General features: G+C 71.7%; 16 protein-coding genes and 1 pseudogene. 9 read left to right on the top strand and 8 right to left on the bottom strand.

Annotation, left to right across the window (positions count from 1 at the left end; translation table 11 throughout):
• The first annotated feature begins 64 nt into the window (after positions 1-64).
• Entirely contained in the window at positions 65-1684 is a 1620-nt protein-coding gene (locus tag ACZ63E_RS40070; protein WP_465341533.1) for an AMP-binding protein, read from the top strand.
• Between the two features lie 83 nt (positions 1685-1767).
• Here the strand turns inward: ACZ63E_RS40070 and ACZ63E_RS40075 are convergent, their stop codons facing one another.
• From ACZ63E_RS40075 to ACZ63E_RS40100, 6 genes and pseudogenes are all read right to left on the bottom strand, one after another.
• Positions 1768-3030: a beta-ketoacyl-[acyl-carrier-protein] synthase family protein gene (locus ACZ63E_RS40075; protein WP_465341534.1), complete on the bottom strand. Its 1263-nt coding sequence runs from the start codon at positions 3028-3030 to the stop codon at positions 1768-1770.
• Positions 3031-3052: 22 nt separating this feature from the next.
• The gene (locus ACZ63E_RS40080; protein WP_465341536.1) at positions 3053-4072 is read right to left on the bottom strand and encodes a ferritin-like domain-containing protein; all 1020 of its coding nucleotides are present in this window, start codon (positions 4070-4072) and stop codon (positions 3053-3055) included.
• Between the two features lie 41 nt (positions 4073-4113).
• Positions 4114-4482 (bottom strand): annotated as a pseudogene (gene panD / locus ACZ63E_RS40085) (aspartate 1-decarboxylase); the annotation flags it as partial.
• A gap of 19 nt (positions 4483-4501) precedes the next feature.
• Positions 4502-5764 carry a beta-ketoacyl-[acyl-carrier-protein] synthase family protein gene (locus tag ACZ63E_RS40090; RefSeq protein ID WP_465341537.1) on the bottom strand — a complete coding sequence of 421 codons (1263 nt, stop codon included), beginning with the start codon at positions 5762-5764 and terminating at the stop codon, positions 4502-4504.
• Positions 5761-5976: an MbtH family protein gene (locus ACZ63E_RS40095; RefSeq protein ID WP_465302552.1), complete on the bottom strand. Its 216-nt coding sequence runs from the start codon at positions 5974-5976 to the stop codon at positions 5761-5763. Before ACZ63E_RS40095 ends, ACZ63E_RS40090 begins: the two co-directional genes overlap by 4 nt.
• Positions 5973-12137, bottom strand: a complete 6165-nt coding sequence (locus ACZ63E_RS40100; protein ID WP_465341538.1) for an amino acid adenylation domain-containing protein — start codon at positions 12135-12137, stop codon at positions 5973-5975. The genes ACZ63E_RS40095 and ACZ63E_RS40100 overlap by 4 nt, the downstream gene beginning before the upstream one ends.
• 350 nt (positions 12138-12487) lie before the next feature.
• Here ACZ63E_RS40100 and ACZ63E_RS40105 point away from each other — a divergent pair, with 350 nt between their 5' ends.
• From ACZ63E_RS40105 to ACZ63E_RS40140, 8 genes are all read left to right on the top strand, one after another.
• Entirely contained in the window at positions 12488-12970 is a 483-nt protein-coding gene (locus tag ACZ63E_RS40105) for a hypothetical protein (protein WP_465341539.1), read from the top strand.
• A gap of 189 nt (positions 12971-13159) precedes the next feature.
• Positions 13160-14254: a sensor histidine kinase gene (locus ACZ63E_RS40110; RefSeq protein WP_465341540.1), complete on the top strand. Its 1095-nt coding sequence runs from the start codon at positions 13160-13162 to the stop codon at positions 14252-14254.
• Positions 14255-15232: 978 nt separating this feature from the next.
• Entirely contained in the window at positions 15233-16513 is a 1281-nt protein-coding gene (locus ACZ63E_RS40115) for a helix-turn-helix domain-containing protein (RefSeq protein WP_465341541.1), read from the top strand.
• A gap of 120 nt (positions 16514-16633) precedes the next feature.
• Positions 16634-17956 (top strand): MFS transporter, encoded by a 1323-nt coding sequence (locus ACZ63E_RS40120; RefSeq protein WP_465341542.1) that lies wholly within the window; start codon positions 16634-16636, stop codon positions 17954-17956.
• Between the two features lie 205 nt (positions 17957-18161).
• Positions 18162-19310: a thioester domain-containing protein gene (locus tag ACZ63E_RS40125; protein ID WP_465341543.1), complete on the top strand. Its 1149-nt coding sequence runs from the start codon at positions 18162-18164 to the stop codon at positions 19308-19310.
• 147 nt (positions 19311-19457) lie between these two features.
• Entirely contained in the window at positions 19458-20339 is an 882-nt protein-coding gene (locus ACZ63E_RS40130; protein ID WP_465341544.1) for a helix-turn-helix transcriptional regulator, read from the top strand.
• A gap of 77 nt (positions 20340-20416) precedes the next feature.
• Positions 20417-21244 (top strand): dioxygenase family protein, encoded by an 828-nt coding sequence (locus ACZ63E_RS40135; RefSeq protein WP_465341545.1) that lies wholly within the window; start codon positions 20417-20419, stop codon positions 21242-21244.
• A 105-nt stretch (positions 21245-21349) separates the two neighbouring features.
• The gene (locus ACZ63E_RS40140; protein ID WP_465341546.1) at positions 21350-22096 is read left to right on the top strand and encodes a thioesterase II family protein; all 747 of its coding nucleotides are present in this window, start codon (positions 21350-21352) and stop codon (positions 22094-22096) included.
• 55 nt (positions 22097-22151) lie between these two features.
• Here the strand turns inward: ACZ63E_RS40140 and ACZ63E_RS40145 are convergent, their stop codons facing one another.
• Positions 22152-23171, bottom strand: a complete 1020-nt coding sequence (locus ACZ63E_RS40145) for a chitinase (RefSeq protein WP_465341566.1) — start codon at positions 23169-23171, stop codon at positions 22152-22154.
• Positions 23172-23510: 339 nt separating this feature from the next.
• A complete protein-coding gene (locus ACZ63E_RS40150) occupies positions 23511-23759 on the bottom strand; it encodes a hypothetical protein (RefSeq protein ID WP_465341547.1) in 249 nt (82 codons plus the stop codon).
• Positions 23760-23903: the final 144 nt, after the last annotated feature.

Consider the following 23903-nt stretch of genomic DNA (forward strand, 5'->3'; position numbering starts at 1 on the left):
AACCGCCGGTGCCCGCGCGCATGATGCGGCTGCGGACGACCACGACGGCGAAAGGACGCGGCCGATGAGCGGCATCCCTGACCGGGGACTACTCGACTGGCTCGGCGACACGGCCACCGAACGCGGCCTGCACTTCGCGGCCCCGAACGATTCGTGGACCCATCACCCCTACCCCGAGCTGGCCGCGCTCACCCTGCGCACGGCGGAAGCGCTGCGGGCGGCGGGGGTCGAGCGGGGTGACGTCGTGGTGATCGTCCAGCGGTCGAGCCCGGCTTTTGTCGCCGGGTTCTTCGGGGCCATCGCGGCGGGGGCGACGCCGTGTTCCATCCCGCCGCCGTTCGCGTTCCAGCGCGCGGGTGAGTACGCGAAGCACGTCCGGCACCTCTTCGACACCGCGCGGCCGGCTCTCGTCGTATGCGACGAGGAGTGGCTCACGCCGGTGGAAGCCGCCATCGACGGCCTCGGCCTGCCCGCGCCGGTCGCGTTCGACACGCTCGTCGACGGCGTCGAGCCCGCACCGCGGCCCTACCCGGCGGCCGAGTTCGCGTTGCTGCAGTTCACTTCCGGCTCCAGCGGGTCCTCCCGCGGGGTGCTGGTGACGAACTCCGCGTTGCGCGCCAACGTCTCCGCGATGCGTGAGTGGCTGCAGTGGAAGCCGGAGTACCCGGGCATCGCCTGGCTCCCGGTGCACCACGACATGGGCCTGATCGGCTGCCTGATCAACATCGTGACCACGGGGTGCGACGGCTGGATGATGCAGCCGGAGGACTTCATCCGCTCGCCGTTGCGGTACCTGCGGTGCATCAGCGACAACCACGTCGGGCTGGCCGCGATGCCGAACTTCGGCCTCGCCTACATCCTGCGCCGGGTCCGCCCGGCCGACCTCGCCGGGCTGTCCTTCGGCTCGATCCGGTCGGTGATCCTCGGCGCCGAGCGGATCGACCCGCAGGTGCTGGAGTCGTTCGACGAGCTGCTGCGGCCGCACGGGTTCGACCGTGAGTCCCTGAAGCCCGCGTACGGCGGCGCGGAGGCCACGCTCGCCGTCACCGGTCTGCCGATCGGCGAGGGCTGGAGCGCGGCGGCGCCGGACGGCGCTTCGGACAGCCGGATCGTCGGCTGCGGGCGCCCGCTCGCCGGAACCACCGTGAGCGTCGTCGACGACGAGGGCGCCGTGGTCCCGGACCGGACCGTCGGGGAGATCCTGGTGACCGGCACGTCGGTGGCGACCCGGTACGTCGGTGACCCGGGTTCGGCGTCGGGCACCGCGCTCGACGGCGGGGTGCTGCGCACCGGCGACGCGGGTTTCCTGCACGACGGCCAGCTGTTCGTGGTCGGCCGGCTCGGTGACGGCCTCAAGGTGCGCGGCCGGATGGTGTTCGCGGAGACGCTGGAGTCGCAGCTGCACGCCCTGGGCATTCCCGAGCGGCGTGTCGCGGTCCTGCTCGGCCACCGGGACGGCCGCGCCACCGGCGTCGCCGTGCTCGAGAAGCCGGCGCCGGACTGGGAGGTCGCGGCCCACCAGGTGCTCAGCGAGGCGCTGGGGGACGCGAGCCTGCTCGTCGCCCAGCTGCCGCGGGGTGGCCTGGCGGTGACGTCGAGCGGCAAGCCGCGGCGCCGGGTGATGTGGTCGGCGCTGTGCGACGGCCGGATCAACGGTGAGGTCCGGGAGCTGCTGCCGGCTTGAGAGCGGACCGCGCAGGTTCGCAGTGTCGCGAATGACCCATTGGGGACGCCAGACGTCCCCAATGGGTCATTCGCGACGTTTTTTCAGTGGTTCCGGGTGCGGAAGGCGAGCACGACGTTCTGCCCGCCGAAACCCGCGCAGTTGCTCAACGCCGAGAGCGACCCGGCCGCCAGCGGGCGGGGGTCGTCGCGGACGACGTCGAGGGTGATGGCGTCGTCCAGGTCCTGGATGTTGATGGTCGGCGGCGCCGTGCGGTGGTGCAGCGCGAGCACCGTCGTCGCCGCGGACAGCGCGCCGGACGCCCCGATCAGGTGCCCGGCGGACGCCTTGATCGCGGAGACGGCGTGGCCGCGGGTGCCGAGCACCGACGTGATGGCCGCCGACTCGGCGAGGTCGCCCAGCGGGGTGGACGTCGCGTGGGCGTTGACGTGCCGGACCTCCGCGGCCCGCATCCGCGCGTCGTCGAGCGCCCGGCCGATGGCCTGGGCCATCCCGCGGCCGTCGGGGTGCGGGCGGGTGATGTGGTGGGCGTCGACGCTCACGCCGGCCCCGGCCAGCTCCGCGTAGACACGCGCGCCGCGGCGCCGGGCGTGGCGGCCGGACTCGAGCACCAGGAGCGCGGCGCCTTCGCCGAGCACGAACCCGTCCCGCTTCTTGTCGTAGGGCCGGGAGGCGTTCGACGGCGTTTCGTTGGTGCGCGACAACGCTTTCATCGTCGCGAACGCGGTGAGCGCGGTCGGGTTCACGATCGCCTCGGTGCCGCCGGCGACCACGACGTCCGCCCGGCCCAGCCGGATCATGTCCAGCGCCGCGGCGATGGCGTCCGCGCCCGCGGCGCACGCGGTCGACGGCGCGTGCGCGGCCGCTGTCGCGTTGAGCTCCAGCGCGGCCAGCGCGGCGGCCGAGTTGTTCATCAGCATGGGCACCGCGAACGGCGACACGCGCCGGCTGTCGTCGTCGCGCACCAGGTCGTGCGTGGCCAGCAGTGTGCCGAGGCCGCCGATGCCACTCCCGATGGCGACCCCGACCCGCGCGGGCTCCGGCTGGCCCGGCTCACCCGCCGCGGCGGTGAAACCGGCGTCACGCCAGGCTTCGCGCACCGCCACGAGCGCGAACTGCGACGCCCGGTCGGTGCGCCGGGCCAGTACGCGGTCGAGCAGCGGCGCCGGTTCGGCCGCGGCGCGGGCGGCGATCCGCACCGGCAGCGCCGCGGCCCACGGCTCGGCCAGCGCGGCCGCGGCCGACGTGCCGGCCAGCAGCTCGCGCCAGGTGGACCGCATGTCCCCGCCCAGCGGCGTGGTCGCCGCCAGGCCGGTGACCACAACGTCTTCGCACTGCCAACGCACGCCGGTTCTCCGATCCGTGGACTCAGGACATGCCGCGGAAAGCGTCCGGCTTGGCCAGTGACTCGCTGAGGAACAGGTCACGCAGCTTCGGGGTCAGGATCCCCAGCTGCCGCAGGATGTGGATCACCTGCTGGAACAGCAGCTGCCGGTAGCCGAACATCATCGGGTCGTTGCGGGCGAAGGTGATCCCGCGCTCGACGTCGAGCTCCATGCGCTCCCAGACCTCGCGGAGCAGGAACCGCCGGGACATCAGGTGGATGGACTCGAGCAGGAACGCCTCGCGCTCGTCCCGTTCGGCCGTGGTGATGCTGTCGTACATGCCGGTCAGCGCGACCACGCCGAACCCGATGTGCCGGGCTTCGTCGCGGGCGATCATCTTGGTGATGGCGGTGATGATCGGGTCGCCGAACCCGGTGCTCGCCAGCCGGGTCGCGGCCAGCGCCAGCCCTTCGACGATCACCTGCATGCCGAGGTAGACGATGTCCCAGTTGGACTCCTTGAGCAGGTCGCGCAGGAGTGCCTTGAGCCCGGCGTTGATCGGGTACGACGTCTCCAGCTTTTCGTCGATGTACTTGGCGTAGGCCTCGACGTGCCGGGCTTCGTCCGCGACCTGGGAGGCGGCGTAGATCTTCGCCTCCATGTCCGGCACGGTCTCCACCAGCCGCGCCGTGGTGACCAGCGCGCCCTGCTCACCGTGCAGGAACTGGCTCACCATCCAGGCCTGGTACTCCCAGCGGAACTGGTTGAGCAGCTCCGCGGGCACCGGGCTGTCGGTGCTGACGACGAACGACGCGACCCCGCGGCTCTGCCACTCCTCCAGCGGCGCGCCGAACTTCACGTCGTGGTCCCAGTCGATGTCCGTCGCGGCGTTCCACTGGCTGATCTTGTTCTTCTCGTAGAGCGCCCAGATGCGGTTGGTGCGCTCCCCGTAGTTCCAGTTCAGGTTGGCCCGGAAGGACGCGTCGACTTCCATCAGGCTGGCGGTGGTCTGTTCGAGGGTGAACAGTGTGGAGTCCTGTTCCTCCTGGGACTCGGTGATCATCGTGGGTGCTGGTCCCTTCGGGCTGGAGTGCGGCGGTTTCAGGACGAGGGGTCGGTGCCGACCTTGACCACGGCGTTGACCTCGTTGACGAACACGACCTGGGGCGCCAGCGAGGCGGCTTCGGCGTAGTCGACGGTGGCGTAGGCGATGATGATGACGATGTCGCCGGGGTGCACCAGGCGCGCGGCGGCGCCGTTGATGCACACGACGCCGGAGTCGCGCTCGCCTTCGATGACGTAGGTCTCCAGGCGCGCGCCGTTGTTGACGTCGACGACGTGCACGAGCTCGCCCGGCAGGAGGTCGGCTTGCTCCATCAGGGCCGGGTCGAGGGTGAGCGAGCCGACGTAGTTCAGGTCCGCCTGGGTGACGGTGGCTCGGTGGATCTTGGACTTGAGCATGGTGCGCTGCATGGCTGGCGCCCTCCGGTCGTCAGGGGTGGGGGGTGAAGGCGAGGGACACGTTGTGGCCGCCGAAACCCGCGGCGTTGCAGATCGCGGCACGCGGCCCGCCGGTCAGCTCCCTCGGGAAGGTCCCGACGACGTCGACGTCGATCCGCTCGTCGAGGTCGTCGAGGTTGGCGGTGGGCGGCGCGACCCGGTGCACCAGGGTGAGCACGGACGCGACCGCGCCGAGGGCGCCGGCCGCGCCGAGCAGGTGCCCGGTCATCGACTTGATCGCGGAGACCGGGACGGTCCCCAGCCCGAACACCGTGCTGATCGCGCGGCTTTCGGCGACGTCGCCGGCGCCGGTCGAGGTGGCGTGCGCGTGCACGTGGCCCACGTCGGCCGGGTCGAGCCGCGCGTCGGACAGCATCCGGCGCAACGCGCTCGCCAGGCCCGCGCCGTCGGGGTGCGGGCTGGTGATGTGGTGGGCCTCGGCGCTGATGCCGGCCCCGGCCAGGGTGCAGTGGACCCGCGCGCCCCGCGCCCGGGCGTGGGAGGCGCGCTCCAGGATCAGCACGGCCGAGCCTTCGGCGAGCACGAACCCGTCCCGCGTGTGGTCGAACGGCCGGGACGCGCGCGCCGGCTCGTCGTTGCGGGCCGACAGCGCCCGCATCTGCGCGAACCCGGCGACGACCAGCGGGTGGATCCCCGCGTCGGCGCCGCCGACCGCGACGACGTCGGCGCGGCCGAGGCGGATGAGGTCGAGCCCGGCGGCGATGGCCTCCGCGCCCGCCGCGCAGGCGGTGCTCGGCGCCGTCGCCAGCGCCCGGGCGCCGATCTCCAGTGAGGCCTGCGCCGCCGCGTGGTTGTTCATCAGCATCGGCAGCGCGAGCGGTGACACCTTGCGCGGCCCGTGCTCCCGCAGCTGCTCGTGGTTGTGGACGACGGTGTGCACCCCGCCCACGCCGGTGCCGAGCACCACGGCGACCCGTTCCGGATCCGGCCGGCCCGCGGAGTCGCCGTCCGCCGGGCCGACAAAACCCGCGTCGGACCACGCTTCGCGCACCGCCAGGACGCCGAACTGGCCCACCCGGTCGAGCCGCCGGGCGGGCACCCGCCCGAGCAGCTCGGCGGGGTCCGCCGCGGCCTTCGCCGCGATCCGGACCGGGAGGCGGGCCGCCCACGGCTCGTCGAGCTTCGCGACCGCGCCGCGGCCCTCGAGCAGCGCCGCCCAGGTTTCCTTGACCGTGGCGCCGAGCGGGGTGATCGCCCCGAGCCCGGTCACCACGACCGTGTCGTCGTCGCTCATGCCGAGTCCATCGCGTCGACCAGGCTCTGCGGCCGGATGTCCGTCCAGTGCTCTTCGACGTAGTCGAGGCACGCCTGCCGGGTGTCTTCGGGGTGCACGACCGTCCAGCCCGCGGGGACCTCGACGAAGGACGGCCACAGGGAGTGCTGCCGCTCTTCGTTGCGAAGGACCAGGAAGGTGCCGTCCGGGTCGTCGAAGGGGTTCTGCGTCACCGGGTGCCTTTCGTCGTGGGCTGCGGGTGTCCGTCACCGGGGGAACCCGGCGACGCCGGCACGCAGAGTGTGGCGATGCGCCGCACCGTGCGTGCGTGGAAGATCGAGCTGATGTCCACTGTGGACTGGAGCGCCGTCCGGATCCGGCCGGTCAGGCGCATCGCGAGCAGCGAGTCGCCGCCGAGGGTGAAGAAGTCGTCGTCGGGACCGGGCGCCTCGACGCCGAGCAGCCCGGCCACGAGCGCGGTGACGGTCTCCTGGACCCGGCGCACCCGGGCGGGGTCCGGCAGGAAGTCGCCGACGACCGAGGACGGGCGGTTCGCCAGCTCCGCCAGCAGGCCGGTGAACACCGTGGCCGCGCGCTCCGCGGTGGCCGCGCTCAGCAGGTCCGGGCGGTGGCCGAACGCCAGGTGCAGGCGCTCTTCCGGCGTCACGGTCAGCTTGAGCGGGAAGTGGTACGGGTCGTGGCCGCGCACCTCGGCGATGCTCAGCGTGCCGGACGGCGAGTGCTGCTGCGGCGTGGCGTAGTTCTCGAACACCAGGCAGGTGTCGAACAACGCGCCCGCGTCCGCGACCCGCCGGATCTCCCCGAGCGGGAGGTGGTGGTGCCCGGTCAGCTCCGCCTGTTCCCCCTGGACGTCGGCCAGCAGCGCGCCGAGCTTCTCGGCCCCGGCGAGCCGGACCCGTACGGGGACAGTGTTGATCATCAGGCCGACGATGTCCGCGTACCCGGGCAGGTCCGGCGAGCGCCCGGAAACCGTGCTGCCGAACACGATGTCGGACAGGCCGGTGAGCCGGTGCAGCGTCAGGGCCCAGGCCACCTGGACCACCGTGTTGAGCGTGACGCCGTGGGTACGGGCCAGCTCGGTGAGCGCCGCGGTGGTGGCCAGCGGCACCACGACGGTCCGCGTTTCCGGCATGGCCCGCACGAGCGCGGTGTCGGTGTGGGGCGCCAGCAGGGTGGGCGAAGGCAGGTCCGCCAGCGCCTTCTGCCACGCGGCGCGTGCCGCGCCGGTGTCCTGCCGGTCCAGCCATTCGAGGTAACGGCGGTAGGGCGTGACGGCCGGCAGGCCGGCCGGGTCACCGTGGCGCTGGTAGAGGTGGGCCAGGTCGCGCAGCACGATCGACCCGGACCAGCCGTCGGCCAGGATGTGGTGCTGGGTCAGGACAAGTGCGTAGTGGTACTTGCCCAGGCGCACCAGCTTGCCGCGCAGCAGCGGCGCGCGTTCGGTGTCGAACGGCTCGAGCCGGTCCCGCACGAGCAGCTCGTCCAGCAGCTGCCGTTGCTCGGGTTCACCCGGCTCCCGCAGGTCGACGCTCTGCCAGGGCAGCGGGACGTGCGCCGAGACGACCTGCGCGGGTTCGCCGGAGGCCAGCCGGACAAACCGGGTGCGCAGGGTGTCGTGCCGGTCCACCAGCTTCTGGCACGCCCGGCGCAGGCGCATCGGGTCCAGCGAGCCTTCGAGCTCGAACACCAGCTGGACGTTGTGCACATCGAGGGCTTCCCGGTCGTACAGCGCGTGGAAGAGAAGGCCTTGCTGCGTGGGCGAAAGCGGCAGGACGTCGGTCACCGGCGATTCCTCGGCCAGCTGGTCGAGCTCGTCCTGCGTGATGTTGGCCAGGGGGACGTCCGACGGGGTCAGGCCGGCCAGCGCCGGGCGCTCGGCGTACGCGGCCATCACCCGGAGGGTGGCCAGCCAGGCGTCGCTCAGGGCCTGAACGTCCTCTTCGGACAGCAGCGCGGACGCCCAGCTCCACGTCGCGGTCAAGTGCGGACCGTCACGGCGGTCTTCGGTCACGGCGTCGAGCTCGAGCACGTGTGAGAGCGGGAAGTCCGGCGGCACCGACGGCGCCGGCGACTCACCGGCGGCCCGCCACTCGGAGTCCGCCTCGGTGGTGAACCGGCCGAGGTAGTTGAACGCGATCTGCGGGTCCGGTCGGCCGGCGAGCGCGGCCCGGCCGTCCTCGGTGAGGTACCGCGCGAGCCCGTAGCCGATGCCGTGGTCCGGAACGGCGCGCAGCTGTTCCTTGACCCGCCGCAAGGCCTTGCCGAGCGACGCCTCGCCGACGCCGGACGTCCCGGGGTCGAGGCGGACGGGGTGCAGCGTCGTGAACCAGCCGGCGGTGCGGACCAGGTCCAGGCCGCCGACGTCCTCGCGGCCGTGCCCTTCGAGGTCCACCAGGACGTCGGTGCCGCCGCCGGTGCCGCGTGCCTGGCGCCAGCTCGCGACGGCCAGCGCCAGCGCGGTGAGCAGCACGTCGTTGACCCCGCCGCGGAACGCCGCGGGGAGCGTGGTCAGCAGCGGCCGGGTCTCTTCCGGGGTGAGCCGCACCGCGAGGGTGCCCGCCGTGCGGTGGACGTCCCGGCGCGGATCGAGGCTTTCGGTGGCCAGCGCCGGGTCGTCACCGGAGAGAACTCCTTGCCACTGAGCCAGTTCCTCGGTCCAGCGCGGCTGGGTCGCCGCTTCGGACAGGGCCAGGCTCCAGGTGCGCAACGACGTCGGCACCGGCGCCAGCCGCGCGGAAGCGCCGTCACGCGCGGCACGCCAGGCGGCGTGCAGGTCCGGCAGCAGGATCCGCCACGACATCCCGTCGACGGCGAGGTGGTGGACCACCACGAGCAGCCGGCCGGGCTCGCTCCCGGCGTCGAACCACGTCACCTGGACCATCCGGCCGGCGGCCGGCCGCAGCCGGTCCACAGCGAGCGCCGCGTGGTCGGCGACCGCCGACGCCAGCGCCACACCGGTCAGACCTTCGACGTCGACCCGCTGGACGCAGCCGGTCGCGTCGGCGAACCCCGGCGGCGGCACGGCCAGCGACCAGTCGTCGGTCAGCTGCATCCGCAACGCGTCGTGCCGGTCGAGCAGTGCCTGCACGGCCGTGGTGAGGTGCTCGACGCCGAGCCCGGCGGGCACGGTGAGCAGCGTGGACTGGTTGAACGCGTCCACCGGGCCGCCGAGCTCCCGCAGCCGGTGGACGATCGGCGTCGCCGGGAACTTGCCGGTGCCGTCCTGGTCGTCGGCCGGGGCCTGACCGGTCAGGCCGGCGTCGGCCAGCCCGGGCAGCGTCGCCAGCGCGGCCACCGTGCGGTGGGCGAAGACGTCCTTCGGCGCGAGCACCAGCCCGGCCTGCCGGGCCTTGGCCACCAGCTGGATCGACAGGATGGAGTCGCCGCCGAGCTCGAAGAACCCGTCGTGGACACCGACTTCGGGGACACCCAGGACCTCGGCGTACAGCCGGCACAGCACCTGTTCGACGTCGGTGCGCGCGGGCTGGGCCGTCACCGGCGCTCGCTCCGCCGCCACCGGCGGCAGTGCACCGCGGTCCACCTTGCCGGTGGCGGTCAACGGCAGCTCCGGCAGCCGCACGAACGCTTCCGGCACCATGTAGTCCGGCAGCTGCGCCGCGGCGTGCTCCCGCAGCGGCTCGTCGTCGAAGTCGTCGTCGGTCACCACGTACCCGATCAGCCGCTTGGCGCGCCCGCTCTCCTGGACGGCCACCACGGCCTGGTGCACCGCGGGGTGCCGGGTGAGCGTGCCCTCGATCTCGGCGAGCTCGATGCGGTGGCCGCGGATCTTGACCTGGTCGTCCCACCGGCCGCTGAAGACCATCTGCCCGCCGGCCGACCACCAGACGACGTCGCCGGTGCGGTACATCCGCTCACCCGGCGCGCCGAAGGGGTTGGCCACGAACCGTTCCGCGCTCAGGCCGGGCCGGCCGAGGTAACCGCGCGCCAGCCCGATCCCGCCGATGTACAGCTCACCGGGGACCCCGGCGGCGACCGGCCGCAGCCACGGGTCGAGCACGTAGGTGTCGATGTTGGGGATGCCGCGGCCGATCGGGACCGCGCCGGGGGAGACCTCGTCGCCGGGCTCGATGCGGTACTGCATGCAGCCGATGGTCGTTTCGGTCGGCCCGTACTCGTTGATCACGGTGACGGTCGGGATCGCCGTGCGCAGTTCGCGCAGCGCCTCGCCGACGAGCTGTTCCCCGCCCAGCACCAGTTCGGCCGTCGAGGCCAGCCACGGGTGCGTGCCGGTCAGCAGCGGCAGGTGGCTCGGGGTGGCCTTGCCGAACGGCGCCGGGCCGATCGGCGGCGGCTCGGTTTCGTCGAGCCCCGCGAGGTGCACGTGCCCGCCCGCGCTGAGCGTGCCGTAAACGCCGGTGATGGTGAGGTCGAACGAGATCGGCGAGTGGACGACCGCCGAGGTGGCGAGCCCGGGGTAGGCCTCCCGCGCGTAGGCGAGGTAGGAGAGCACGGACCGGTGCAGGGTCTGCACACCCTTGGGGCGGCCGGTCGACCCGGAGGTGTAGACCACGTAGGCGGGGTGGTCGGGGCGTAGCCGCGCGTCGGTCACGGCGTTTGCGGAGTGGCGGTCCAGATCGAGGTCGGCCAGGGTCAGCGCGCCCTCGGGCACTCCGGCGTGGACACCCTCGGCGACGAGCGTCAACACCGGCGCGGCGTCGGCCAGCAGGAACGCGATCCGGTCGGGCGGCAGCGTGAGGTCGATGGGCAGGTAGGCGCCGCCCGCCTTCATGATGCCGAGCAGCACGACGATCTGTTCGGCGCTGTGCGGCCACAGCACGGCGACGTGGTCTTCGGGACCGACACCCCGTTCGAGGAGCTCGGCGGCGAGCCGGTTCGCCGCCGCGTCGACCTCCGCGTAGGTGAGGCACGTCGTGCGGTCGGAAAGCGCAGTCGCAGCCGGGGTCCGGCGAGCCTGGGCCTCGAAGAGCGAGGGCAGCGTGTCGGCCGGGAAGTCCAGTTCCGGGCCGGTGGCCCAGTCCAGCACGGTTTCCCGCTCGGCCGCCTCCAGCGGCTCGACGCGGCCGACGAGAGCCGTGGGCTCGCCGGCGATCGTGGCCAGGACGGACTCGAGCAGGTCGAGCACGCGCTGGGCCTGCGCGGCGGAGTACGAATCGGTTCGGTGGTTCAGCTCAAGGAGGATCCGGTCCCCGGGCACCACGAGCAGGCTCAGCGGGTAGTGCGTCGACCCGAGCGCGCCGTCCCGCGCGCCGCCGTCGGCGTCCCCGGTGATCGGCGTGACGCGCAGGCCGGGCAGCGGTTCGGTGGCGGTGGAGTCCGTGTCCGTCCGGGCGGTGCTGATGGCGACGAAGGTGTCGAACAGCGGGCCGCGCCCGGCGAGCCGCTGGATTTCCGGGAGCCCGAGGAAGTGGTGGTCGGAAAGGGCGGACTGCTCTTCCTGCACCCGGTTCAGCAGTGCTTCCAGGGTTTCCGCCGGATCCAGGCGGACGCGCACGGGCGCGGAGTTGATCAGCAGCCCGACCATCTCCTCGACCCGGCGGACGCCGGCCGGGCGGACCGAAACCGTCTGCCCGAACACGACGTCGGTGCTGCCGGTGAGGGTGGTGAGCACGAGCGCCCACGCCGCTTGCACGATCGTGTTGAGGGTCAGGCCCCGCGTCCGCGCGGCGGTGACGAGCGCGGCGGTGGACTCCGTGGACAGTTCGGCCACGGACAGCGCGGGCATGCGGTCCCGGCCGTCGGCCTGTCCCGGCGCGACGAGGGTGGGCGCGGGCAGCCCGGCAAGCGCTTCCCGCCACGCCGCCGCGGCCGCGTCCTTGTCCTGTTTTGCCAGCCACCACAGGTAACCGGCGACCGAGACGGCCGGCGGCAGCGCGCCGGTGTCGCCGTCCGTCGCGTACAGCGTGATGAGGTCGCGCACGACGATCGGCAGCGACCAGCCGTCGAGCAGGATGTGGTGGTGGGTCAGGACGAGCACGTGCTGCCGCTCGTCGAGCCGGACGACGTCGAACCGCAGCAGCGGCGGCCGGGTGAGGTCGAAGCCGCGCAGCCGTTCTTCCGTGAGGTGGGCGAGCAGCCGGGTTTCGCGGTCTTCCGGCGCTTCCGCGCCGAAGTCCACAAAGGCGACCGGGACGGCGACCTCGCGGTGCACGAGCTGCACCGGCTGACCGGACTTGCGGTGCTGGAAGCTCGTCCGCAGCGTGGCGTGCCGCGCCACGACGGCTTCGCACGCCGAGCGCAGCCGGGCGGGGTCGATCTCCCCGTCCAGCCGCAGGGCGAGCTGGCTGGTGTACTCGTCCAGGCCGTCCCGGCTCAGCTGGGCGTGGAAGAACAGGCCCTCCTGCAAGGGGGACAAGGGAAGTGCCGCTTCCAGCGGGGAATCGACGGTGGTCACAGGCGGCATCTCCCCACTCGGTCGGCAGCCGTGCCCGGTGGCCGGCGCTGACGGGCCGGTACGGTCCGCGTCGACCATGGTTGCGCGGGAGCGAATGCCCTACCAGGCAGGGAACCGGCAATCGGCGGGCCGTTCGGCGTTGCCGGGCGGCACGGAGACCGGCACCGGTCTCCACCCGGGGGTGGAGGTGTGCACCTCTACCCCTACGCAGAGGTGAAAAGGGGTGCCGAAGCCCTAGTCTTGCTTCAGCGGTCGGCGGCCCCCCAGCGCCGGCCGCGTCCATCCGAACGACACCCACAACTGGTACTCGGTGAGCCGAGCTCCCTCACCAGTGAGGACGGAGATTTCCGATGAGCGAGACGATCACTCCGGTACTGACGGTCGCAGTGCTGCTGTTCGTGTTCCTGCGGCAGTTCCGGCGGACCAAGCTGAAGGTGCTGACGTGGCTGCTGCCGATCCTTCCGGTGGCCGTCGGGTGCCTCGAGCCGGACCTGATCGACGACGCCAAGCCCGGGGCCTCGATCGGCCTGGGCGCCGCGGTCGTCGTGGTCGGCGCGGTGCTCGGCGCGGTGTACGGCATGCTGCTCAAGGTGTCCCGCGACGCCGACGGTGTCACGTGGCTGCAGGGCGGCTGGATCGCCGTCCCGATCTGGGCCGGCCTGGTGCTCAGCCGGCAGGCGTTCCACGCGATCGGCAACAGCATGGACACCGGCACGAGCTTCGGGTTCGTCGCCATTTCCTTCGGCGCGATGCTGCTCGCCCGGGCCATCGTGGTCGCGGTTCGCTCCGCCAAGTCCGTCCGGCTCGTGCCGGCGGCGGCCGCGACCAGCTGAGCCACCGGCGTTTGCCGCCGCCTGATGACTCCCAGTAGCCTGGCCATGACCGAATATCGAGCGGATTCCGCCGTGGTGAGGAACTGGGTCATGGGGGCACAGGGCTGGTGGGACTCGTGGCCGGCGCCCGGAGCGGTCTACCGCTTCCGGTCGCCGGCCGCCCGCACCGTGGGCCGCGTGGTGCGAGCGGTGCTGACGGTCGGCGGTTTGGTCGTCGTGGTCGTCGAGCTGCCGGGCGCCGAGGACCGGCTGACCCGGCGGTTCGAGCTGATCGGCCTCGCAGTGGTCCTCCTCCTCGCGGCGGCCGCGGCCCGGTATGCCGCACAGCAGCGGAACATCGGGTTGCTGCTCGGCTGCCTGGCGGTGAAGATCGGGGTGATCGCCGGCGCGCTTCTGCTGGGCAGCGAGCTCCTGGCCTTGGCGACCACGACGATCACGACCTTGGTGATGGTGCAGCTGGCGCCGGTGGTGGTGGCCGCCGGGTTCGCCGCGGCCGCGCTGACGGTCGTCGCCTCGACCCACCCGTGGCAGCCGTTCTTCATCGTCACCGCGATCGCCTTCGCCGTGGGTTTCCTGAGCAGGCGGGACAAAGAGGCCAGGGAAACCACCCGGTCGCTGCTGCGCCAGGAACGCGCCGCGCGAGCCGCGGAACAGGCGGCCCAGGCAGCCCAAGCCGAGGCGGCGGCCCTCGCCGAACGCGCGCGCATCGCGCGGGAGATCCACGACGTGCTCGCCCATAGCTTGACCGCCCAGCTGGTCCACCTGGACGCCGCCCGACTGATCGCTGTCCGGATCCCCGGTGCGGACCAGGTCACCGAGCAGGTGGAGACCGCGCGCCGGATGGCCGAAAAGGGCCTGGTCGAGGCCCGGGAGGCAGTGCTCGCCCTGCGTGGCGAGCGGATCCCGTTGGCGGAGGAGCTGGTGTCGCTGGCCGCGGACCATGGCGCGAAGTTTGCTTCCACCGGCGAACCCCGCACCCTGTCGGCCGAGTCGGCGCTCGCGGTGCGCCAGGTCGCGGTGGAGGCAATGACCAACGTCCGCAAACATGCCCCGGCCAACGACGTCACCATCACACTCGAGTACCTGACGGACGCTGTCCGGATGAGCGTGCGGGATCGGCTGCCGGAGAACGGCTCGGTGCCGGAGCGATCCGGAGAGCTGGCGGCCAGTGGTGCGGGGTATGGGATCCGCGGGATGCGGGAACGGGCTGAGCTGCTCGGTGGGGCGCTGGTTGCGGAGCCTAACGCGAGTGGCTTTCAGGTTGTTTTGGAGATGCCTGCTTAGGGATCCGTTGGGGTAGCAGGAGAATCGGTGCTGGTCAGCCGGGGTCGGCTGGGCTTCCGGTTGCCGGATCCCGGTCCGTCGAGGGCAAGCAATCCCGGCGAGCGCGGTCTGGCGGCTGCCGGATCCCGGTCCGTCGAGGGCAGGCGATCCCGGCGAGCCCGGTCCGCCGAACGCCGGTCCCGCCCCGTTCATCCGGCTGAACGCGACCTTCCCTCATCCGGCGCACCCCACGCTTTTTGGCTACTCTGTAGTAGGAACCACACCCCGGAAAGCGTTATCCCAACCCGCAGAATATGTCGAAATAAGGTATTTGTCCGAATTCGCGGAGACTGGAGAGTGCGTTCCAAGCCAAGATGTCCCACATTTCACTCGGTCGCAGTAGTCAGTCGGCGCGCGATGAGCCATTCAGACCAGCAAATCGCGCATGGCATTCACCTGAGCTGATGCGGGCCCCGGCGCTGTCACCGCTGCGGCCCAAGGGGTCCGCCGCCCGTCGCGAGGCACCCGGGCCACCGGTTCCCCCGACCACGCCGGGGAGAACCGGCGGTGGAAGGCGCCAGGCGCGAGGGCCGTTTCCGTTCGTTCGCGCAGGCCGGAGCCTTTTCAGCAACCGATGAAAACGGCGGGATCGGCCCATCCGGAGTGGATTCCGCGGGCTGAATGGGCCGGCCGCCGTCCGCTCGCCGGGGCGCATATCGGATCCGGCGGCGCATATCGGATCGAGTAGGCCGGTCGTGTGACCTGGCGTCGGCCGCGTCCTGCGTCTCGTCGCTCTTTGACACGGCTGCCACCCGTGGGTACGCTCGCTTTCGCGAGTAGGCATTGACTGATGAAGGTCCGAAGGAATTCGAAATCGGGTCTCGGCGGCTCGGTGGGGGAACCTCGCAGAAAACTTATGTTGCTCAAGAATTCTCGTTCACTTAATTTAATATTCACTCTGGGGGCATTGTGGATAGCGGGCAAGTTCGAGCCATTTTAGTGGCGCGAAGAAAGCTGGTCGGCTGGAGCCAGGAAAAACTGGCCGAACAGTCCAACGTCAGTGTTCGCACCATTAGAAATCTGGAAACCGGCGCGATCAGGAATCCGCGCCGTTCGTCGGTCGACCTCCTTCTCGATGCGTTGCGTTCGGCGGCGCCTTCGCAGAATTCCGCACTTTTCTCGACCGAAAACAGCAATTCCGGCGACGCGGCCGGTTCGTTCTGTTCGGAGAACGACCAGCGACCGGGTTTCAGCGTCATCCCGCACGGCGCGAAATGGGTCGGGCTGCGGCCGAAGCAGGACGTCACAGTGGGCCGGCGCGCCGATCTGCAGCACGTGGTGTCCACGATCCGGCGGGGCAAGACACTGGTCCTGACCGGGTCCGTCGGGGTCGGGAAGACGCGGCTCGCGCTCGCCGCCGCCGCGCAGCTGATCGACCGGTTCCCCGACGGGGTGGCGGTCGCCGAGCTCGGTTCGCCCGGCCTGGCGAACATGGACGAGCGGGCCGCCGTCGCCGAGATCTGCCGGGCGCTGGACGCGCTGCTCCCGGCCGGTTCCGCCGCGGATCGCCACGAGACCGACGAAATGCGGATGCTGCTGGTGATCGACGACGCCGAGCGGGTGCTCGGCGCCGTGATGCCGGTGGTCCGGCAGCTGCTGGACCAGTACCCGGGCCTGCACGTCCTGATCACCTCGCTGCAGGCGCCGGCCTCGCTGCCCGCGGACGTCTGGGAGGTCGCGCCGCTGCCGGTGGAGCTGCCGCCGGGCACCACCGGATACCCCGCCGCGGCGGAGCTGTTCCGCCTGCGGGTCGCCTCCGCCCTGCCGACGCTGGATCTCAGCGAGAGCATGCCGAGCGTCGTGCAGCTCTGCCGGCGGCTGGGCGGGTTGCCGCTCGCCATCGAAATCGCCGCTTTCCGCATGCGTTCGGTGCCGTTGCGGATGATGCTGGCGGAAGGCCCGATCCTGCCGATCCTGGAGCAGAACTCGCTGGGCGGGCTTTCCCACCAGCGTTCCCTGCGCCAGGGAATGGCGTGGGCGTTCGGCCTGCTCGACAATCGGCAACGCGGGGTGTTGCTGCGCCTTTCGCAATTCACCGAGGCGTTTTCGATCGACGACGCGCTGGATTCGATCTCCGCGAACGGGAAACCGGACGTCGATGGGATCGGCGTGCTGGCCGGGCTGGTCGACGTCTCGGCGGTCCAGGTCCGGCGTGATCGTCAATACGTTTACGAAGTACCCAAGTTGATGCGCGAATACGTCAACGCCGTTTCGGCCTGAGCCGGTCCGGCAACCGCCCGGCAGCACCTTGCCGGTCGGTTGCCGGGCCGCGCGGGCCCGGAATCGGGAACCATCGGTCTGCCACGGTCGGCTGGAACGAGCCACAGGAGAGCAGGGGCGATGGCGCGCGTTGAAGACCCGGCGGCCCAGCGGCCGTCGCTGGGAAAAAATCGCGATTACCGGATCTGGTGGCTGGGCAGTGCGCTTTCGGCGCTGGGCACCAGTTTGTCGACAACGGCCTTTCCGCTCCTGGTGCTCAGTTCGACCGGTTCGGCGCTGAAAGCCGGCAGCATCGGCGCGGCGAGCATGATCGGCGCCGTCGTGACGATGCTCGTCGGCGGCACCCTCGCCGACCGGGTCTCGCGCCGGGCGATCCTGCTGGTGTGCCCGCTGGTCCAGGCCGTCGCGCTGGGCGTGGTGGCCTTGCTGGTCTACACCGGAGACCCTGCCATCCTCGTCCTGGACGTCGCCGCGCTCGGCAGCGGGCTCGCGGCCGGGTTGCAGTACGCGGCCACGACTCCCGCCCTGCGCCGCATCGTCCCGCGCGACCAGATCGGCGAAGCGACCGCGCGCGGCCTCGGCAGCACGATGGCGGCCCGGCTGGTCGGGGCGCCGCTGAGCGGCCTGCTGTTCGGGCTCTTCCGGTGGGTCCCGTTCCTGGCCGACGCGGTTTCGTTCGTCGTCGTGGCCGCGGCCACGGCCCTGATCCGCAAGCCGCTGGGGCCCGACGCGGCGGAAGGCGCGCAGCGAGCCGACTTCATCGCCGAGCTCCGGGCCGGCTGGCGAGTGGTCCGGACGAATTCCTACCTGCGGCTGACCATCGTCTGGACCGCGCTGCTCAACGCGGTCACGCAGGGGTTCGTGCTGCTGCTCGTCGCGCTGGTGCTCTACCGGGGCGGTTCGCCGTCCGTCGTAGGGGTGGTCAACGCGATGGCGCTGGCCGGCGGTGTGCTCGGCGCGTTCGCCAGTTCCCTGCTGCTGCGGCGGTTCCGGGCGAAGCGGGTGCTGTTCGGCGCGCTGTGGGTGTTCGTCGTCGCGCTGGCGCCGATCGCGTGGCTGCCCGCGCCGTGGCAGATCGGCGCCTTCCTGCTGGTCGCCATGACCATGACGGTGCCGCTGAACTCGGTCCTCGAGGCGTACGAGGTCCGCATGGTCCCCGACTCCTACAGCGGCCGCGTGACCGCGGCGACCCGGCTGGGATCGCAGGCGCTGCAATGGGCCGGCCCCCTCGGCGCCGGTCTGCTCGCCGACGGTCTCGGCGCGCCGGGCGCCATCCTGGTGCTCACGGCCGTGATGGCCGTGCTCGCGATCTCGCTGGGTTTCTTCCGCTCGACCCTGGCCGTGCTCGACCAGTCCCTGGCCGACGTCAAGGAAATCGCGGTCCCGGGCGATGACACCGGCGAAGCGCTCACACCGCCGGCGGAGACCTCTCCGACGCGCTGATCCGCGGCTTTTCTCCTGGCGGTTTTCCCTGTCTCGCCCACTCATTCGGGTAACGGGGACACCGCGCGTAGCCCTTGTGGGGTCCGTGTAAGCTCCGGTCTCGCTTGACCGGGTGATCACTCACCCGAATCAGTGGCCGTTGTGGTCGGGGATTCGTGATCTCACGCGGTACTGCCGTCGCGGTTCGGGCTCGGATAGGAGATTTATGCAGGTCAGGTCAGCTTTCGTGCGAGGCGGGATCGCGGTGCTCGCCGCGGCCGCCGCAGTCATGGTCAGTGCCCCGTCGGCCCTCGCGGACGACGGCGCGGCGCGGGGCCGGGTCAGCGACAAGGGCACCTACGGCTACAAGGTCAACCTCGAAGGCGGCGGTGGCGCGACCACCGAGCTGTTCGGGTTCAAGCTGTCCGACGGCAGCGCCCTCAAGCTCTACTGCGTGCAGATCACGGTCCGCATGCGCAACGACGTCGACATGGTCGAGCGGCCGTGGAACAAGTACCCGGACGCCAAGTCGCCGTTCACCAAGAACAGCGACAAGATCAACTGGGTGCTGCACCACGGTTACCCGGGCGCCGACCTGGACGCGCTGGGCGGCACGCTGGCCAAGGCGGGCGCCAAGCTGCACGGCGGCCTGAGCGACCGCGAGGCCATCTCCGCAACCCAGGCCGCGGTCTGGCACTTCAGCGACGGCATCAACCTCGACCACGGCAACCCGCTCGGTGAGGGCGACGCCTCCGCGGCCGCCGACGTCGTCGCGCTGTACGACTACCTCACCGGCAGCGAGAACACCGGGATCGGCCAGCAGCCGAAGCCGACCCTGAACGTCGCCTCGCCGAAGACCGAGGGCGCCGCGGGCACCCGCATCGGCCCGTTCGACGTCGCCACCACCGGTGACGTCACCTCGCTCACCAGCGAGCTGCCCGAGGGTGTCAAGATCACCGACGCCAACGGCAAGGAGCAGAAGGCCACGGACGTCAAGGACGGCAGCAAGCTGTTCGTCGACGTCCCGAAGGACGCGAAGCCGGGCGAAGGCTCGTTCTCGCTCAAGGTCAGCGGGCACCTGGACACCGGGCGCCTGTTCGTCGCCGAGAACTACGCGAAGCAGCCGGCGCAGTCGCTGATCGTCGCCGACTCGGAGAAGACCGCGGTGACGGCCAAGGCCGCCGCCAAGTGGTCCGAGGCCGGCGCCGCGCCGAGCACCACCCCCGCGCCGACCACCCCGGCCGGCAGCCAGGGCGGCGGTGGCGACCTCGCCAACACCGGTGTCGACGCGGCGGTTCCGTTCACCGCCGGCGGCCTGCTGCTGGGCGGCGGCGCGCTGATGCTGCTGCTGAACCGGCGTCGCAGCCGCGCGTAAGCAAGACTCTCGACGAACGGGGCCGGTCCACAGTGGACCGGCCCCGTTTTGGTACCCGACGATCGGATTGCGATCATCGGGGCAAAAGCGGCGAAACGCGCCCAGATTGGTCTAGACTTTTCCGCCGAGCGGCGAAGGGACCAGACCATGCGCGGCACCACCGTTCCGCCCGGCACCCCCTGCGCCCGGCCGCGGGCGGGGGAGCTGCCGATGCACCGGCTGGAGGTGCCGGCGCCGCACGCGCCGCCCATCGCCGTCGGGACCTTCGAAACCATCGGACCGCTGTCGCGCGCGGAGTTCCCGCACCGGCACACCTTCCACGAGCTCGTGCACGTCACCGGCGGCACCGGCACGCACGTCGTCGACCTCGCGCGCTGGCCGCTGCGGCCGCCGCACTTCGGGGTCGTCGTGTCGGGGCAGGTCCACCAGTGGGCCGGGGTGCGCGGCCTGACCGGGCACGTCGTCGTGTTCACCGACGACTTCCTCCTCGACCACCCGGCCGACCGCGAACTGCTGCGGCGGCTGAGCGAACGGCCGTGGCTCGAGCTCGGCGACCGCGCCGACGCCGACGTCTCACGGCTGATCGCCGACCTCGAGGAGGAACAGCGCCACGGTGACGAGTCGGTGCTGCGGGCCCTGGTGCACGTTCTCCTCGCGCGCGTGGGACGGCTGGCGGGGGCGCCGCCGCCGACGCCGGCCGGGGCCGTGGCGACGGAGTTCGCCCGGCTCGCCGCCCGTCCCGACCTCGGCCTCTGGTCGGTGCGCGCGCACGCCGACCGCATCGGCGTCACGCCCGGTCACCTCACCGAGGCCGTGAAGACCGCGACCGGCCGGACCGCCGCGCAGCTGCTGCGCGAGGCGCGGACCCGGGAAGCCCAGCGGTTCCTGCTGCGGACGGACCTCACCGTGCGGCAGGTCGCGAGCCGCGTCGGGTTCGCCGACCCGGCCTACTTCTGCCGGTTCTTCCGCCGGGAGACCGGGCTGAGCCCGGGTGACTTCCGGCGCGGCGGGGAGAAGCACCACGACTGACCGGTCCAGTCCATCGTCGCCGCCCGGCGCGCTGCCTACGTTCGAGGGGATTCCCGACGCCCCCACGAGGAGCAGGCATGGACGAAGAGAGCAAGCTCAGCCGCAAAACGGTGCTGAAGGCCGCGCTCGCCGCGGGTGTCGCCGCGCCCGTCGCGCTGATCGGCGGCCCGGCGCTGGCGCGCACCACCGTCGCCGGCAACGCCCCGGAGCTGACCCCGGCGTGCCACGACGGCGACGAGCCCACGATCGAGCAGACCGAAGGTCCGTACTTCAAGCCGAACTCGCCGGAACGGACCAACCTCGTCACCCCCGGCACCCAGGGCACCCGGCTGACCGTGACGGGGTACGTCTTCGGGCGCGCCTGCCTGCCGGTGAACCGCGCGCTGCTGGACTTCTGGCAGGCGGACGTCAACGGCGCGTACGACAACACCGGGTACACCTTCCGCGGCCACCAGTACACCGACGCCCAGGGCGCGTTCACGCTGTCGACGATCGTCCCGGGCCTCTACCCGGGCCGCACGCGGCACATCCACGTCAAGGTGCAGGCGCCCGGCCGCCCGATCCTGACCACGCAGCTGTACTTCCCCAACGAGCCGCGCAACAACACCGACACGATCTTCGACGCGCGGCTGCTGATGACCGTGCGGGACAACGGCTCCGCGAAGGAGGCCGCCTTCGACTTCGTGCTGAACGTGCCGCAGACGCCCACCTCGACCCCGCCGACGGCCACGACCACCCCCACCACGTCCACCCCGCCGGGCGGCACCTCGTGGGCGGTGGGCACGGCTTACGCGGCCGGCGCCCGGGTCACCTACGGCGGGCAGGGTTACGTCTGCCTGCAGGGGCACACCGCCCAGCCGGGCTGGGAGCCCCCGGCCGTCCCGGCGTTGTGGCGGGTGGGCTGACCGACCGGCGTGGCGGGTCCCGGTCCGGGCACCGGGGCCCGCCCGGGCCGGTTCGCGGGGAGATAGGGGTCGACGCGGGCGCCGCGGCCTGCCAGATTCGAGGGCATGACTGTTTCCCTCGAAGCCGCGGCGTGGATCCGGCGGTTCCACCCGGCGCCGTCGGCCGCGGCGCGGCTCGTGTGCTTCCCGCACGCGGGGGGATCGGCGAGCTACTTCCACCCGGTTTCGGCGGTGCTGTCCCCCTCGGTGGAGGTGCTGGCCCTGCAGTACCCGGGCCGCCAGGACCGGCACACCGAAGCGCCGGTGGACGACCTGGTCGTGCTGGCCGACCGGCTGGCGGACGTGCTCGCCGCGGAGCTCACCGGGCCGGTCGCGTTCTTCGGCCACAGCATGGGCGCCAGCCTGGCCTTCGAGGTCGCGCGCAGGCTCGAAGCGCGGGGCACGCGGTTGTCCCACCTGTTCGTCTCCGGGCGCCGCGCCCCCACGGCGCCCCGCGACGAACGGGTCCACGAGCTGGACGACGCCGGGCTGCTCGCCGAGGTCGAGCGGCTCAGCGGCACCGCTACGCAAGTGCTGGAGGACGAGGAGCTCCGCCGGCTGGTGCTGCCCGCGCTCCGCGGTGACTACAAGGCCGCGGAGCTCTACCGCTACACCCCCGGCCCGGACGTGAGCTGCCCGGTCGTCGCGCTGATCGGCGACCGCGACCCGAAGGTCACCGAGGCGGAGGCCCAGCAGTGGGCGGCGCGCACGTCGGGTGGGTTCGAGCTGAAGACGTACCCGGGCGGGCACTTCTACCTCAACGAGCACGCGGCGGCGGTGACCCGGCTGATCGGCGACCGCCTCGCCCGCTGAGCAAGCGGGCGGGGGTGCGCCGCGATCCGGCGCACCCCCGCTCGTGTCAGATGCTTCAGCAGTAGAGGTTGGCGCCGGGGTCGACACCGAGGATGGACGTGATCTGGCGGTACTTGTCCACGCGGCTCTGCACCTGGGCGGGGTTGCCGCCGTTGCACTCGATCGAGCCGTTGATGCTGCGGATCGTCTCGCCGAAGCCGCGGCCGTTGACCATCGCGTTGTGCGGGGTCATGGTGCCGGGGCCGCTCTGGGTGTTCCAGTACCAGAGGCCGGTCTTCCACGCGACGGCCGCGTTCTGCTCGACCTGCCAGGGGTTGCCGAGCAGGTCGATGCCCAGCGCGTCACCGGCGGCCTTGTAGTTGAAGTTCCAGCTCAGCTGGATCGGGCCGCGGCCGTAGTAGGCGGCCTGGCCGGCCGGGCAGCCGTAGGGCTGGCCGTAGTCGCAGTAGTGCGGGTAGTTCGCCGTGTTCTGCTCGACGATGTAGACCAGCCCGCCGGTCTCGTGGTTGACGTTCGCGAGGAACGCGGCGGCTTCCTGCTTCTTCACCGCGTCGCTGCCGGTGTTCGCGAAGCCGGGGTAGGCCGAGAGCGCCGCGGTCAGGCCGCTGTAGGTGTAGAAGCTGTTGCGGCCGGGGAAGATCTGGTTGAACTGCGCTTCGCTGACGACGAAGGAGCCCGGGTTGCCGGGGTTCGTGCCGCCGCCGCAGTCGTAGGGTTCCCAGTACCAGGTGCTGATGACGGGGTCGTAGCCCGGGTTGGCGTTCTTGGCGCGGTAGTAGCTGCCGTTGGTGTACTTCACGACGGCGCCGACGTCGTACCACTGCCCGGCGACCCAGTTCGGCGCGGTGCAGGTGGTGCCGCCGCCCCCGCCGTCACAGCTGTAGGGCTCCCAGTACCAGGTGCTGATGATCGGGTCGTAACCCGGGTTGGCGTTCTTGGCGCGGTAGTAGCTGCCGTTGGTGTACTTGACGACCGCGCCCACGTCGTACCACTGCCCGGCAACCCAGTTCGGCCCGCTGCACGCGGCGGCGGCCGCCTGCGGGGCCTGGTCGGAGAACGCCGGAACACCGAGCACCAATGCGGCAGCGGCCGCGAAAGCGGACAGGGCCGCGACAAGACGTCTTCTCAAGACTCGCTCACTCCTTCGGCCACGACAGAGTCCGGACGGGGGATGCGTCCGGTGTCGAAGATGTGTGCTCATCCGGCCGGGACGAACGTGACAGGGGTCACTAGAGCAGATTGGTCTAGTCCAGTCAAGAATCCGGGCGTTCCGGGCAAGGGGTCTGCGCGATCGGCCGCGGTTCCGGTGTCGCGAATGGGTCATTGGGGACGTCTGGCGTCCCCAATGGGTCATTCGCGACGCTCAAGCCGGGGTCGGAGCGAGGTCCGCGCCGCTCGCCTGCGCGGCCGCGGCTCAGCGCGCCTGCGGGATCCGGACCCTGGTGGCCGGCGCGACCTGCAGGATCCGCTGCAGGCGGGCGCGGCCCAGCCGGTGGAGCATCTCGCCGAGCTCCTCCGGGGCGATGCTCTCTTCGAGGTCGATCCGCGTCACCCGGACCACGCGGTCGATCTCCGCGGCGGGGAGCCGCCCGGCGAACTCCCCGGCCAGCCACACCCCGACCTCGTTGACGACGTCGTCCGCCCGGTGGCTCCGTACGGTCATCGCTCTCCTCGTTTCGGTCGCCTTCTGCCAGGTCGAGGCCGGGAAATCCCGGCCCGACGCAGGTCGGACGAGCGAGCCCGCGAGCCATGACGGCGAAACGGCGAAGTTTGTGCCGAGAAGACTTTCCGTGGTCGGGCGGGTGAA

It is taken from the genome of Amycolatopsis sp. NPDC104819 (assembly GCF_055583145.1).